This is a genomic window from Saprospira sp. CCB-QB6, assembly GCF_028464065.1.
Classification (GTDB): Bacteria; Bacteroidota; Bacteroidia; order Chitinophagales; family Saprospiraceae; genus Saprospira.
The window spans coordinates 2,980,045-2,995,010 of sequence record NZ_CP116808.1 but is presented as its reverse complement, the minus strand read 5'-3'; the positions used below and the strand labels follow the sequence as shown (position 1 = coordinate 2,995,010).

Genomic DNA, 14,966 nt, shown 5'->3' with positions numbered 1-14,966 from the left:
TGGCCAGCCCCATCCTTGGGGCTGGTTTTTTTATGGCCTAGCGATGCGGCGGGGTGGCGCGTAGCGCCAGACCCAGGAGCCGAAGGCGACGCAGGGCCGAGCAGACCTGCGAGCCCCAAAGCGTAGCGCCGCAAGGCGAAGCCGCAGCGGAGGCCCCAAAGCACACTAACAAACAACTGAAAACATTTTTCTTATGGCAAGTATTATCCCTTTTCGGCCAGTTTTGCCCGACCTTAACGACATTATTTCCTTTGACGATTTTTTTGGTACCGCTAAACGCAAGTTCCCCCTCTATTACCGAGATGGCTACTACCAAATGGACCAAGAACCTAGTCTGCTGATTTATCGCATTATCCGACACAACCGCAGCCATACCGGCATTATTGCCTGTACTCATGTTGAGGATTATTTGCAGGGCCATATCAAACGCCACGAGTTTACCCTAGCCGATAAGGAAACTCGGATGCAAGAGCTTTTTGAGGAACGCAATGGCGTGATTAAACCCATTTTGCTCACTTACCCCAATGTGCTAGAAATTGATGCCCTCATTAACCGCATCACGATTTCTATGCCCCCCAGTTTCAAAATCCCCTTTGAAGATGACCAACATGTTTTTTGGTTGCTCAAAGAGGAGGAACACGTCCAACGCCTACAAGCCCTCTTCCAAGAGAAGGTCCCTAGCAGCTATATTTGCGATGGACACCACCGCATGACGACAGCAGAACGCCTCTATAATGCCCATAAATCCGAGGATTCCCAAAATCCTTTTCATTATATCATGGCAGCCTATTTTCCCGCTAGCGAAATTCTAATCCATAACTATAATCGCATTCTCAAGTCCCTCAAAGGACTTAGCGAAGAGGAGTTTTTGCAAAAACTAGAGAAATATTATGAGGTTAGCCTAGAACCTATGGCCTTCCGCCCCCTCCGCCGTGGAGAAATGGGCTGCTATATCCAAGGCCGCTGGCGCAAACTCCTACTTCGAGAAGAGTATAGCCCAGGCGATGAAACCAGCGTGGCCGATAGCCTAGATGTGCACCTTTTCAACCGCTATATTTTACAAGATATCTTGGGCATTGAAGATGTACGCAACGATGTGGAGGTCCGCTATGTAGGCGGTGTGAAAGGCCCCGCCGCCCTAGAACGAAAAGTAGATGAAGAGGCTGCCGTTGCCGCCTTCAACCTCTATCCCGTCGCTATGGAAGACCTGATTTCTATCTCGGATCTCAGAGGAACCCTGCCCCCCAAATCTACTTATGTAGAACCCCGTATGCGCAACGGATTTACCGCCCAAATGTATAGCAAAATCTAAGTATAGTCTTAATGAACGCTTAGAACTTGGGTAGACAGTCCTACTTTTGTATCTTCCCCAACCTTCATTTAAGAATCGAATTAAACGACTTAACTTTATGAAATTCGGAACTAAAGTCATTCACGCAGGTATTGAACCCGATCCCGCAACGGGAGCGATTATGACCCCCATTTATCAGACTTCTACTTACGCCCAAAGCTCTCCGGGCCAACATAAAGGCTATGAGTATTCTAGAACGCTCAACCCCACCCGCAAAGCCCTAGAGGATAACCTAGCCGCCCTAGAAAATGGCCAGTTTGGCCTTACTTTCGGCTCTGGCTTGGCCGCAGAAGCAGCCCTTTTGCACCTACTCGATCCAGGCGATGAGGTAATTTCTACCAATGACCTCTATGGCGGATCCTACCGCCTCTTTACTAAGGTCTTTAGCCGCTATGGCATCAAATTTCAGTTTGTAGGAATGCAGGGCACAGCCGAAATTGAGGCCCATATTACCGAAAAAACTAAGCTGATCTGGATCGAAACCCCCACCAACCCCATGCTCAATATTATTGATATTGAGGCCATTTGTGCCGTAGCCAAAAAGCACAATATCATGGTTTGTGTAGACAATACTTTTGCCACGCCTTACCTCCAAAATCCCTTGGACCTAGGCGCAGATGTAGTGATGCACTCGGTCACTAAATACCTAGGCGGCCACTCGGATGTAGTGATGGGCGCTTTGGTGGTGAAGGATGAAGCCTTGGCCGAAAAACTCTATTTCATCCAGAACTCTGTGGGTGCCGTTCCTGGTCCCCAAGATTGTTTCTTGGTCCTCCGTGGAATCAAAACCCTACACCTTCGCGTGCAAAGAGCTAGCGAAAATGCTGGCAAAATTGCCGAGTTTTTGCTCCAACACCCCAAGGTAGATAAGGTATATTACCCCGGTTTGGCCCAGCATGCTGGACATGAAACCGCCAAAAAGCAGATGCGCGGCTTTGGCGCTATGCTTTCCTTCAACCTCAAGGAAGATACCGCAGCAGCTGCCGCTAAGGTGCTCGAAAAGGTACACTATTTCACTTGTGCAGAGTCTTTGGGTGGCGTAGAATCGCTCATTGGCCATCCCGCTAGCATGACCCATGCCGCTATTCCCCGCGAAGAGCGCCTTAAAGTGGGCTTGACCGACTCGCTGATTCGCCTTTCTGTTGGCGTAGAAGATGTCGATGATCTTTTGGCCGATTTGGATAAAGCCCTTGGCTAGATCCTCCCTTTAGCATCAAATACATAGAGCTGCCGATCTTTTCGGTGGCTCTTTTTTTTCTTTTTTTGGGGCCTCCGCTGCGGCTTCGCCTTGCGGCGCTACGCTTTGGGGCTCGCTGTTCGCTCGGCCCTGCGTCGCCTTCGGCTCCTGGGTCTGGCGCTACGCGCCACCCCGCCGCATCGCTAGGCCAGTCGCTTCGCTCCTTTGCGGCGGCTGCGCCGCCTGCTATATGGGCCTGTAGGTTAAAACCTACAGCCAGACAACAGGGCCATTCTACACATCCATAGCGTGGAGGGTTAAAACCCTCCACAGCTTTTAACCATCCTCACAACTGCTGCATTTATGATTGAGGCAGCCTAGAACATGTTTATTTATGGAGGGTTTTAACCCTCCATACTATATTAAATGCATTCGTTAATTGGCTGTAGGTTTTAACCTACAGTATATTCCAGCCAGCCGCTACCCCCATTCCTTACAATAACCATTGACTAAACTTAATGATTAGAACCCCATTACGATACATCCGAATAGCTTGCTTAAACACTAGAACCCCATTACGACACATCCCTAGGGCAAGGCCCTAGGGGCATATATCACCGCCCCTATTATCATCTCGATATCTAGAGGTCCACCTCCTATCATCCCTTATTACATCTCTACACCTAGGGCCAAGGCCCTAGGCTATCCAAAAAAATCGCCGTCCCCTCATTCGAGGGGATTTGCCTTCTAGCTCAACCCTACCCCCATTCCCTACAATAACCATTGACCGAAGCACAAAAAAGCCCCCTCAAAGGAGGGGGCGACCAATACCTTAGCCTAGGGCCTTGGCCCTAGGGTCCTGTATCCTCTAGCCTATATCTCGTCCAAGATGGCCGAAGGCCAAAAGGCCCAGCGCTGCGGAGGGGTGGCGCGCAGCGCCAGACCCAGGCGGCAAAGCCGCCGCAGGGCCGAACAGCCCTGTGAGCCCCGCAGCATAGCGGCGGCCAACTGAGGCCGTTAGGCCGAACTGGCCGCGGGCCCCAAAAAAAGAATAGAACCCTAATCCTCTGCGCTTGAATCTTGAGAAAAAGCAGTATTTTGAGGGTAGTCTGGTCCTTGAGGGGCTTTATTTTACATTTAAAATGATATTGATGAATCGACTATATATTTTGCTTTATTTTCTTTTGGTTCAGCAGTTTGCGATGGGGCAAGCGCAGCCGCCATCTTGGGCTTGTCGGGATTTGGAAGGTTTGGCGAGCGAACAATTTGATAGTTTGCGAGTCCTTTATCTATATGAAAAAGAGCTGCAAGTCTGGCCGCGGGAAATGAAGCAGGCCAAGGGCTTGCAGCGGCTTTGGCTTTGCCAGATAGAGCAGTTAGATTTGCCCTATATTTTAGATCAGTTGTTAGCTCATCCGCAATTGGAGCAATTATTTTTGAGTAAAAATGAGTTGTTGATGTTGCCTGAGCAGATAGGGGAACTGCAAAGCTTGCGCATTTTACATTTGGACCATAATGAATTGGATCAATTGCCAGAGCGTTTGGGGCAGTTGCAAGAATTGGAGGAGTTACATTTGGGGTACAATCAGTTGCAACAATTGCCGCAATGGTTAGAAGGTTTGCCCAAGTTGAAAAAGCTTTATGTGCAGGGGAACCCGTTGAGTAAAGAGACGGATGAAAGTCGAGCGGCTTGGGAAGAGTTATTTAAAGAGCAAAAAATTCAGTGTCAATGGAAAGAGCAATAGAGCGGCCGCAGGCGGGAGAATTTGCGCCTTTTTATGCCAATTACATCAATTTGGTCTCTTCGACGGCCATTTTGCCGCAGTTTCAGTTGAATTTGGATAAAACCATAGCCTTGTTGGAGCATCTACCCTTGGAGGCGGGCAACTTTGCCTATGCGGAGGGGAAATGGAGCATCAAAGAATTGCTGCAGCACTGCATAGATACGGAGCAGATCATGCTTTATAGGGCCTTGCGTTTTGCGCGGAATGACGGGCAGGCCTTGGTTGGATTTGATGAAGATGCCTATGTATTGGCGGTAGATCTAAAAAACCGTTCGCTTGCGGACTTGTTAATAGATTGGCGGAGCTTGCGGCAGTTTAGTCAGCGTTTTTTTCTGAGTCTTCGGGCAGAGGATTGGGAAAAAAGGGGGATAGCCAGCGGCAAGACTTGTTCTGTTCGGGCTTTGGCCTATATCATATTGGGGCATGAAAGCCATCATCGTAATATATTAGAAGAACGTTACCTTCCTTATGTCTAAACTACTCCAACTAGGGGATGCATGGAACTTGGCGCGGCGGATAGGGCCCAAGCGGTTTTGGAATCTGTTAAAAGTTTATAGCTCCTATTATTATAGTCGATTATTAGGGCGGCCCAAGCAGTGGGGTCTGCCCTTTTCCATCTCAATAGAGCCGACAACGGCTTGCAACCTTCGGTGTCCTGAGTGTCCGAGTGGTCTGCGCAATTTCTCTAGGCCTAGGGGGAACCTCAAGGCGGATTTTTTCCGCACCTTGATTGAGGAGGTGGGGGATCAGCTCTTTTATTTGACCTTTTATTTTCAGGGCGAGCCTTATTTGAATCCCAATTTTTTGGAGATGGTGGCTTATGCGAATCAGAAAGGCATTTATACAGCGACCTCTACCAATGCTCATTTTTTGAATGAGGCTAATGCGAAGAAAACGGTAGAATCTGGTTTGGATCGTTTGATTATTTCTATTGATGGCAGTGATCAGGAGACCTATTCGGCCTATCGGAAGAGTGGGAAATTGGAGAATGTGTTGCAAGGGGCCCGGAATATGGTAAAGTGGAAGCGGGAGTTGAAGAGCAAAACGCCCTATTTAATTTTCCAGTTTTTGGTGGTGCGGCCCAATGAGCATCAGATTCCGGATATTTATCGATTGGCGGAAGAGATTGGGGTAGATGAGGTCAAGTTGAAGACGGCGCAGATCTATGATTACAAGCAGGGGAACCCCTTGATTCCCACACAGAATAAATATGCCCGTTATGCCAAGCAGGCGGATGGGAGTTATGTCATCAAGAATGAGTTATTGAATCATTGTTGGAAGCTTTGGCATTCTTGTGTGATTAGTTGGGATGGGCGGGTATTGCCTTGTTGTTTTGACAAAGATGCCCAGCATGAGTTGGGGCAATTGCAGTCGGCTAGTTTTGAGGAAATTTGGTGGTCGGAAGCCTATGAGGAATTCAGAGAATTGTTATTTAAGGGGCGGGATCAGATAGATATTTGTCAGAACTGCACAGAGGGTTGTAAGGTTTGGGCGGAGGATTGATTTGGTGGAGCGGTTGAAGGCTTAGAGAACTACAATCACTGTAGGTTGAAACCTACAGCAACAATGGTATTGCTCCGCAATAATATATAGATGAGGGTTGAAACCCTCATGAAGTTGACTCGCCTAGGGCGAGGCGGAGGCCCCAAAATAGCCGCATCCAAATAAAAAAGGTCTACCTCATAGAGGCAGACCTTTTCGAATTTGATTGATATTCTGCTAATTAGAAGCAGTACTCATTAGCGTCGATAAAAGTTTTGGCGACTTCACGACCTAGGTTTTTGACATTGTATTGACCGCCTTTGCTAAAGCGTTTCACGCCATTGAGCATCATGCGGAGGGCATCGCCATCGGCGAAAGAGCAGAGCGCATCTTTGGCATTTTTGGCGGCGCGATCGAGGGCATCGTTAAGGAAAATCTTAAGCATTTTTTCGGGATTGCTGCTATCTTTTCCTTGTTCGGCTAGTTTTTGAACGCGGAGGAGGAATGATTCGGCAACGAAAGCTTCGATCATTAGATCGGCGATATTCATGCAGATTTCCTGTTCATTTTTGAGGTCCAATTTACCATCTAGTTGGTATTTGGCGGCGCCGCCAGCCACCATAAGGGCCATTTTCTTGAGTTGTTTAACGGTTTTCACTTCTTGAGCCAAGGGACCATCGAGGTTTTCGATTTTGGGCATGCTAGCCAACTCCTTTTGCACTTCCCAAGCGGGGCCAGTGATATCGATAGCACCTTTCATTGCTCTACGCATAGTCATAGAGAAAGTAAGGAGGCGGTTAATTTCGTTGGTACCTTCAAAGATACGGTTGATACGGGCATCGCGATAAGCGCGGGCGGCAGAATACTCTTCAGAGAAGCCGTTTCCGCCATGGATTTGCACAGTTTCGTCCACTACATAATCGAGCATTTCAGAGCCGATTACTTTGAGCATAGCACATTCTACGGCATATTCTTCGGCGGCGATCAGCTTAGCCTCGGCAAAGGTTTTACCAGCTTCCATTAAGGCCTTAGACTTTTGCTGAAGGAGCATAGAGGTGCGGTAGAGGGCCGATTCTGCGGCATAAATGCGAGTAGCTTGTTGGGCTAATTTGTGTTGGATAGCGCCAAAGTTGCTAATTGATTGTTTAAACTGTTGGCGTTCGTTAGCGTATTGTACAGCTAGGTCAGCATTGCGTTTAGCGGCACCTAGAGTCATCACGCCCAATTTGAAGCGACCTACATTTAATACGTTAAAGGCAATAAGGTGGCCTTTTCCGATTTCTCCTAAAACGGCATCTTTAGACACCTTTACATTTTCGAAGAACACTTGGCGGGTAGAAGAACCTTTGATACCGAGTTTATCTTCTTCGGCGCCTAGGCTAAGTCCTTCAGCTCCACGTTCTACCAAAAAGCCTGTAAACTTATCGCCATCAACTTGAGCGAAGACGATATAAACGTCGGCAAAACCGCCGTTAGTAATCCACATTTTCTGGCCAGTGATATAGAAATGCTCGCCATCTTCAGAGCGAGTTGCTTTAGTTTTGGCGGCTAGGGCATCTGAGCCAGAACCGGGTTCGGTGAGACAGTAAGAAGCGGCAAGTTCGCCAGAGCAAAGGCCAGGAAGGTACTTTTGTTTTTGTTCTTCGGTACCATAATAAAGGATGGGCAACATTCCGATTCCAGTATGAGCAGCTACGGCAACAGAGAAAGAGCCAGCACGGCCAATTTCTTCTGTAATAATCGTATTGGTATTATTGTCCATAGTCATTCCACCATATTCTTCGGGAATATGGGCGCTTAGCAAGCCTTGTTCACCAGCTACGGCCAATAGGTCCTTAGCGATATCATTTTCTTGCTTTTCGATTTTGGCGTAGTTAGGGTAGATATGCGTATCGCAGAAATCCTTAACCATTTGGCGGACCATATCCTGCTCCTCATTGCTTTCTTCGGGGATATAAGTTTCGTTTGCTTGGCTATCGCGGATCAAGTACTCCGCACCTTTTAGTACTTCAGTTTGTTTATTATCAACAAGTTCTGCCATGGTTGTATGTTTTTATAGATTATACTTTCAGAATTACTATAGTTTAAGGCCTCTCCTTAAACCCAAAAGAAGAGATAGGGCTAAATCGCCTTATCTCTTCTTTTTGAACAACTCTTTTGTAGAGTCATCCTTACAACCCTAAAAGTAGCATTTTGTTTGCATTTAAGCAAAAAAGCCGATAATAATTTTTATTTGCATTGATTTGGGCCAATAAACAATCAACTAATTTGGGTGCCATAGTTTTTTGAGTGTAAGATTATCCCTAAGACTCAAAGAGTGACTAGCGTTTTTTGGGTTTTTTGAAGTAATCGTTAAAAATAGCGGTAAGATAAGGTTGGCTACGTAGGAGAAAGGTTTTGTAGCTCTTTGTGTTGGGGATATGTTTTTTAACGACTTCTGCGCTCACCTTCTTATTAGCTGGTTTGGCCATAAAGCAGAGGGCTTCTAAGTGGATATAGTAATAATCTATAGTGTACTTATTTTCTTCTCGTCTAGTTTGGTTTTGAAAATAGGGTAAAGAGTGCCCTTCAAAGCTATTATAGTCCCTTTTCCAATAAAAAATTTCCTCATCTAGGGCCTCTAATTCCTCTAAATCTAGTGTAATTTTGCTGAGCGTCTTTTTAGGCTTTTTTAGCAGGTTACTCAGCTTAACTTTTATTGGAAGTTTATACATTTGCCCATGTAAACTATCGCGACTAAGTTCTGTAATATGTTCTAGAGAAGTATAGACGGGCATGTCGGGTAAATTGCTCATAAATTGATAATGCAATAACCAATATCCATCTCGATATTTATTCCCTAGAGCCACGGTATATAACATGACGCTATCTTGGCCATCATTGACATACCAGGATTTCAGTTCGCCGCTTTTTGTCTTATTTTTCTGCCGAAAAACACCTTGGCGGAGGTGAAAAAGGCGCTCTAAATTCCCATCAAGCGTTTTGTAGTGCTCTTGTGATAAATAGCCGTTTTGGGGCTGAGCCTGCAACCCAGCAAATAACAAACAAAACAGGAATAACATCAAATAACTATTCTTCATAAAAATCAAGTTAAAGAGACGAACCAAGCTCTGGGGGTAGAAGATGATTCCTTTTAAAAATTAAGGGTATTGCTTGCTTTATTAAAATTAACCTAAAAAGGCCTAAGTCTTAAACTTTTCAAAATAAAATTCTCTAAAAACTAATCACGTTAAAATTTTGTAAACTCTTGAAAAAGACTTCTATAACAACCCAGCGTTTAATGCTTGCCTTAGTTTCTGCTTTTCAAGAATCGGCAATAAACGAAAAAGTAGAGCCGATGTCGGCCTATATGCGCAAGCAATTTAAATTTTTAGGCTTGCCCTCTCCTATTCGGAAAACGGTGCAAAAGACATTTTGGGCCAAGGAAGAACTTCCTGAAGGACAAGATTTGCTTGATTTTGTAGAATTACTTTGGGCACAAGACTACAGAGAACTACATTATCAGGCTATGGAGTTACTGGAAAAGCCACTGCGCAAAACAAATAATAGCGAACTACTTCCTTTTTTACTACAATTACTACAAACCAATAGCTGGTGGGATAGCTGTGATTATATTGGACCAAAACTTATTGGCCACTACCTACAAAAATTTCCCCAACTCAAAAACGAGACTCATAAATGGGTCCAATCTGAGAACTTATGGCTCCGACGAACCGCTCTACTCTTCCAACTTCGCTATAAAACCCAAACCGATTGGCCCCTCTTGCAAGAGTTTATCCTAATTTTGGCCCCAGAAACCGACTTTTTTATCCGTAAAGCCATTGGCTGGTCCCTAAGAGAATATTCTAAAACTGATGGCCCAGCCGTTACTACTTTTATTCACACTCATGAAGCTAAACTCTCGGGTCTTTCTAAACGAGAAGGACTCAAGTGGCTACAAAAACATCATAAAAATGGCTAAATTCCACGCCTTATTCCTTTGCCTGCTGCTATTTGCCGCCTGCCAAAATTCGGCCCCCACCCCCTCAACGACAACGGGCTTGTCTCCTCAAATGGATTCTTTATATAGCTTGGTGGTGGCCAAACACGATAGCATTATGCCCAAAATTGGCGATATCGAAGCCTATCAATTTCAATTGCGCAAGCTAACAACCGCAGATAGCCTTTCTACGGAAGAAAAAAAATCTGCTTTGCTCATTTTGGCCCAGCTCAAAAAAGGCCATGAAGCCATGTTCGACTGGATGAATGCCTTTAAAAACCCTCACCTCAATGAGGACTTTTATACCCAAAGCTCAGAAAAAGAGCTTTGGAGCTATCTCCAAACCGAAGAAGACAAAATTGAAGAAGTAACAAGGCTAATGCAAAACAGTATGCAAGAGGCCAAAAACTTCCTTGAAGAGCGTAAATAAACATTATACTATGAACACGAAATTATTCATCTTCCTCCTGGCCCTCGGATGCTTTGGCGCCTGTAGTTCTAACCCACAAAAAATACTGCCCGTTTTAGGACAGCCCGAAGTCACCGAAAAAGTTGTCGATGGCAAAACAGTTTATGACTCTACAGAACATAAAATCTCTGATTTTAGCCTCTACAACCAAGAGGGCGAAAATATTACTCAAGCTACCGTAGAAGGCAAAGTCTATGTCGCCGATTTCTTTTTTACCTCCTGCCCCACTATCTGCCCCAAGGTGAAAGCCAATCTCAAAAAGGTGTACAAGGAATATAAAGACCGAGATGATTTCTTGCTCCTCTCCCACTCTATCGATGTCAAACACGATACCATTGGCCGCCTCGCTTGGTATGCCGATAAGTTTAATATTGACGCTAAAAGCTGGCATTTGCTCACAGGTAAGCATGCAGATATTTACAAATTATCGCCCCAATACCTGATCGCCGCCCTAGTCGACGAAGGTGCTCCTGGCGGCTTTGACCACAGTGGTGCTGTCGCCCTTGTCGACCGCCACCGCCGTATTCGAGGGATGTACGATGGTACAGATCCCGAAAAGATGGAGGACCTCATTAAAGATATTGCCATCCTTTTGGCCGAAAAATAAGCCGCTTATGCGTCCCATTTTCCTTTTTTTCTTCCTGCTTTTGGGCCTTTTTGCCTGCGAGCAACCCAATGCCTATGGCGATGGCGCTATGCTCTACGAAAAACATTGCGCCAACTGCCATGGAGACCAAGGCGAAGGCCTAGAAGACCTCATTCCCCCTCTCGCCCAAGCCGATGCCCTCATTCAAGCGGGGCCCAGCGCTGCTTGCTGGATTCGCTATGGCCTGAATGGCCCTATGAAGGTCAATGGCCGAGATTTTGACAACGAAATGCCCGAAAATAAAGCCCTTAGCGCCGTAGAAATTACCAATGTGCTCAATTATGTGCGCAATTCTTGGGGCAATAAAGCTCCGTTTTTGCAACTCGATCAGGTGCAAGAACAACTTTTAAACTGCCAGAAATAATTTTTATTTGCTGTTTTGGGGCCTCCGCAGCTTTGCTGCGGCGCTACGTTTCGGGGCTCGCTATTCGCTCGGCCCTTCGCCAGCAAGCTGGCTCGGTCTGGCCTTCGGCCACCCCTGCACATCGCTAGGCCAGGGCGGCTTCGCCGCCCTACTGGACCATTTTATCGTTTTAATTCCCTTTTATGTTTGATCTCAATGCTCATATTCAAGAAATTGAATCTTTGATTCCCAAGGCAGAAAAACTGCGCAAGCGCAAGCTCCTTCCTTATTATCTGCTCAAATCGCTAGCCCTTATTCCCCTTGCTATTTCTTTAGTTTTTGCCTATATCGCTCTAAGCAATTTGGATAGTAAAGCCATTCCGATTCCGACAGGCGTGGCAGCAATTATTTTTTTAGTGGCCGCTTTCGTCCTTTTTTCTAGAGCTGGCCGCAATCGCCTCGATCGTTTGCGTGGAGAGATCAAGGAAGTGCTTTTGGTGCCGCTTTTGGGCCAACATCCTCATTTTGAGTATCGGCCCAAAAACAGTTTGGAGCTAGAGGATTTGCGTAGAGCGGGGCTTTTTCAGCCCCCGCCCAACATTTTGAAGGGAGAAGATTTATTTGTGGGCCAAATTGGAGAATTCCCTGTTGATTTCTCAGAAATTGAGGCGAAGCGACGTACAGAGCGTAATAACGGCAAAAAAAAGCAGGTCCAAATTCGGGTAGTCTTCAAAGGGATTTTTGGTCGAATTCGGCTATCTCATAGCAGTCAAATTGGGTCGACCTTAGTGATTCCTCAATTGGTCAAGAATTCTCAAAACTCCAAATGGTTTGCTTGGGTCAATGAGGCGCTTTCCTTGCTTCAGATAAAGCAAAAGCATATTGAAATTATTGGATTGCCTGAATTTTCGGAGCGTTATGCTGTTTATGGCGATAGTCCAGAGGGCAGTCGAAAGTTATTGCGCAGCGAATTGCAACAGGTCTTACTTGATATTGCTGCACGTTGGGAGCGGCCTGTTTATTTTGCTTTTGTGGACCAGGCGGCTTATTTGGGGCTTTCTCGCAAGGGGAATCGTTTTGAGTTATCAGTTCGTCGGCCTTTAGATGCCGAAACGCTTCGGAAAGAGGCTCGAATATTTTTGCAGGAATTTCAGGAAATTGAACATTATATGGAGTTGCTTGCGCAGCAATTGTCTTAGTTTTGGCTTACTTGGCTTAGCGTTTATTGGCCCAGCGCTGCGCAGCAGTGGCCGAAGGCCAGACCGAGGCGGCTTTGCCGCCGAAGGGCCGAGCGAACAGCGAGCTGCGGAGCATAGCGGCGGCCGAGCTAGCCTTTGGCTAGCTGGCCGCGGGCCCCAAAAAAATTAAAAAAGAAATCCCTCAGCAGTTTAGGCTACTGAGGGATTTTATTGTAGTGGGTCAATAGATTTAGTTAGGACCATTTTGTTCCCCACAAATAATTTCGGCTTCTACTCGGCGGTTAACAGCCCCGCCATTTTCGTGATGAGGTAAAGGCTGAGAGCCTCCATGATGAAGCGTAATGATTCTTTTGCGATCGATTCCCTTTTGGATGAGAGCTCTTTTAACGGCTAGCACTCGTTCTTTAGAGAGGAGTAGGTTATTGTAAGCATCGCCAAAAACGTCGGTATGTCCGTGCAAAACGACTTTAGCGGAAGGGTAGCGCTCCAAATAATTTTCAACAATGCCCAGCGTTTTCATTGCTTGTACTCGTCTAGAGAAGCGGGCCTTATCATCGTGGAAATAGACATTTTTGAGAATAACTCGTTTTTGGCATTCCAAATCTTCTACGGTATTGAGCATATTAGGCATATAGTCTACAGGCTGCATTGCTGATTGAATGGGCATATTGGGGTGTTCGCCCAGACTTTCTGCCTTAGGGATAAGTTCTTCAGATTCGTAGAACTTAGATCGAGCATAGCTAAACTCGGTATAAAAATTATCCAGCTTTGTTTTCATTTCTTGTTGGCTGCCTAGGGTGGGGCTAGTTGCGGACTTGAGCATGAGGTCACTCACTTCAAAGTAAGTTCTAAAATTAGCATCTTGAGGGCCTCCTGTTAAGTTCACCACTTTAACAAAATAGGGCAGATTTTCCACATGTAATTCACAGCTTAGCACATCCCCTTTTTGGGGCATAATAGGAAAGCGCTGTTCGGCTTCCAATTCAGCTAGGCGCAATTCATTATTGAGTCGAATATTTTTGACTGTGGCCAATTTTCGCAAAGGTTCTTGCTGAGCGCCAGGACGTTTTGGTGTTTCTAGAGCCCAAGCATAAGGCAAATCGTGCCCTACAAATTCGAGCATATCGTTATGAGTCGAAACATAGATACAATGTAGGATAACCTTCTTTGCGCCATATTCTACCTTAGAGATGATAAAGTTTTTATTCTTTTCTCGGTAGCGGGGCAAGTAATCTACATGAGAGAAGTGATCGTCAATGAGTGGACGAAAATCTTCTGCGGGGCCTTGGGGGCGGGCCCAAATGCTCACCGCATTGGGCCAAAGGCCCAAAAGGAAACTGCTAATTAATAAAAGGGGGAGAAATGATTTCATTTTCAGGTATTTGTATGTCGAATTCTTGAGGAGCAAGACTTATCTACTAAAACCATCTTCTTTTAATTAAGAACTTTTCTCCACGATAGCACTGCTATCCTGTTAAAAAATGTTTAGAAGAACTTATATATAGTGGACAAAATCACATTCAGACGTCTGCTAATGGAGTTCTATATTGTACATTTTAGTAGGAAAACCTTATTTCTGCTAAATTCTATTGAGGCGAACAGATAGAACGGATAACAAAGATAAGTCATTCCCTTTGCATCTCCAACAAATTGGTTAACAAGCGGTTCCGAATTAACATTTGTAGAGAGTTAAGAGGAATTTGGCCTTATTTTCATGTCCTTTACCCATTACTTTAAAAAACTTTTATGTTGCATTACCATGTAATAACCACCAATTTATTGGCCAAATTCCACATTTGCCATTTATCTTTTTTATTCATCATTAGTCTAAGCTATTCTTGCAACTTGAATTTGCCTAAAAATTCGGCTAAAACGAACTTAACTAAGATCTTAAAAGAAAAAGGGCTAAGTTTAGGGCAAGCTGTTCTTATCCGAACTTTCAAAAAGGAGAAAAAGCTAGAACTTTGGATGCAAAAAGAAACGAATGGTCCCTATATTTTAGTACAGAACTATTCTATTTGTACATATGGGAGTAAGGGCTTGGGGCCAAAATTTAAGGAGGGCGATGGCATAGCGCCTGAGGGCATTTATGAAGTAAAAAAATCACAGCTCAATCCCAATAGTAAATATCATTTAGCCTTCAATTTGGGCTATCCTAATGCCTATGATCGCTCGCATGGGCGTACAGGTTCTTTTTTGATGGTGCATGGCGATTGTGTTTCGGTAGGTTGTTATGCGATGACCGATGCCGCTATAGAAGAAATTTATAGTGCAGTAGCAGCAGCCTTGCAGGCTGGACAAAAATCGGTTCAGGTCCATTGTTACCCCTTTAAATTAGAGAAAGAAGCTTTAGCCGCTTACAAAGACAGCCCTCATTTTGATTTTTGGTCCAATTTATCAGATGCCTATCAACGGTTTGAGTCCCAAAAGCAGCCTTTACTCTGGGAGGTTCAAAATCAGCATTATGTTTTTATTCCTTGAGCCCACTTTTTTCTACTCTCCTACGTATTTTAAGCAGTAAAGACCAATTTCAATG

At 45.2% G+C, this 14,966-nt stretch carries 14 protein-coding genes; 11 read left to right on the top strand and 3 right to left on the bottom strand.

From position 1 onward, the window contains the following. The first annotated feature begins 193 nt into the window (after positions 1-193). The 5 genes from PPO43_RS11520 (at position 194) to PPO43_RS11500 (ending at position 5,815) form a co-directional block, all read left to right on the top strand. Positions 194-1,312, top strand: coding sequence for a DUF1015 family protein (locus PPO43_RS11520; protein ID WP_272617912.1), 1,119 nt, complete (start codon positions 194-196; stop codon positions 1,310-1,312). Between the two features lie 79 nt (positions 1,313-1,391). Further along, positions 1,392-2,549: a cystathionine gamma-synthase gene (locus tag PPO43_RS11515; RefSeq protein ID WP_442985456.1), complete on the top strand. Its 1,158-nt coding sequence runs from the start codon at positions 1,392-1,394 to the stop codon at positions 2,547-2,549. A 1,130-nt stretch (positions 2,550-3,679) separates the two neighbouring features. Next, the gene (locus PPO43_RS11510; protein ID WP_272617908.1) at positions 3,680-4,273 is read left to right on the top strand and encodes a leucine-rich repeat domain-containing protein; all 594 of its coding nucleotides are present in this window, start codon (positions 3,680-3,682) and stop codon (positions 4,271-4,273) included. Next, on the top strand, positions 4,258-4,788 hold the full coding sequence (locus PPO43_RS11505; RefSeq protein ID WP_272617905.1) for a DinB family protein: 531 nt from the start codon (positions 4,258-4,260) through the stop codon (positions 4,786-4,788). Before PPO43_RS11510 ends, PPO43_RS11505 begins: the two co-directional genes overlap by 16 nt. Further along, entirely contained in the window at positions 4,781-5,815 is a 1,035-nt protein-coding gene (locus PPO43_RS11500; RefSeq protein ID WP_272617903.1) for a radical SAM/SPASM domain-containing protein, read from the top strand. Before PPO43_RS11505 ends, PPO43_RS11500 begins: the two co-directional genes overlap by 8 nt. Positions 5,816-6,035: 220 nt before the next feature. On the opposite strand, the gene PPO43_RS11495 is transcribed toward PPO43_RS11500, so the two are convergent. Together PPO43_RS11495 and PPO43_RS11490 are read right to left on the bottom strand one after the other, a co-directional pair. After that, a complete protein-coding gene (locus PPO43_RS11495) occupies positions 6,036-7,835 on the bottom strand; it encodes an acyl-CoA dehydrogenase family protein (RefSeq protein WP_272617901.1) in 1,800 nt (599 codons plus the stop codon). Positions 7,836-8,115: 280 nt separating this feature from the next. Next, entirely contained in the window at positions 8,116-8,874 is a 759-nt protein-coding gene (locus tag PPO43_RS11490) for a hypothetical protein (protein ID WP_272617899.1), read from the bottom strand. 200 nt (positions 8,875-9,074) lie between these two features. Between PPO43_RS11490 and PPO43_RS11485 the strand changes: the two genes are divergently transcribed. From PPO43_RS11485 to PPO43_RS11465, 5 genes are all read left to right on the top strand, one after another. Further along, positions 9,075-9,755 (top strand): DNA alkylation repair protein, encoded by a 681-nt coding sequence (locus PPO43_RS11485; protein ID WP_272617897.1) that lies wholly within the window; start codon positions 9,075-9,077, stop codon positions 9,753-9,755. Continuing rightward, entirely contained in the window at positions 9,748-10,203 is a 456-nt protein-coding gene (locus PPO43_RS11480; RefSeq protein ID WP_272617895.1) for a hypothetical protein, read from the top strand. Before PPO43_RS11485 ends, PPO43_RS11480 begins: the two co-directional genes overlap by 8 nt. Before the next feature lie 10 nt (positions 10,204-10,213). After that, a complete protein-coding gene (locus tag PPO43_RS11475) occupies positions 10,214-10,849 on the top strand; it encodes an SCO family protein (RefSeq protein ID WP_272617893.1) in 636 nt (211 codons plus the stop codon). 7 nt (positions 10,850-10,856) lie between these two features. After that, positions 10,857-11,252, top strand: a complete 396-nt coding sequence (locus PPO43_RS11470; RefSeq protein ID WP_272617891.1) for a c-type cytochrome — start codon at positions 10,857-10,859, stop codon at positions 11,250-11,252. A gap of 182 nt (positions 11,253-11,434) precedes the next feature. Then, a complete protein-coding gene (locus tag PPO43_RS11465; protein ID WP_272617889.1) occupies positions 11,435-12,430 on the top strand; it encodes a DUF3137 domain-containing protein in 996 nt (331 codons plus the stop codon). A gap of 229 nt (positions 12,431-12,659) precedes the next feature. On the opposite strand, the gene PPO43_RS11460 is transcribed toward PPO43_RS11465, so the two are convergent. After that, positions 12,660-13,802 carry an OmpA family protein gene (locus tag PPO43_RS11460; protein ID WP_272617887.1) on the bottom strand — a complete coding sequence of 381 codons (1,143 nt, stop codon included), beginning with the start codon at positions 13,800-13,802 and terminating at the stop codon, positions 12,660-12,662. 374 nt (positions 13,803-14,176) lie between these two features. Between PPO43_RS11460 and PPO43_RS11455 the strand changes: the two genes are divergently transcribed. Continuing rightward, positions 14,177-14,911, top strand: coding sequence for a L,D-transpeptidase family protein (locus tag PPO43_RS11455; protein ID WP_272617885.1), 735 nt, complete (start codon positions 14,177-14,179; stop codon positions 14,909-14,911). Positions 14,912-14,966: the final 55 nt, after the last annotated feature.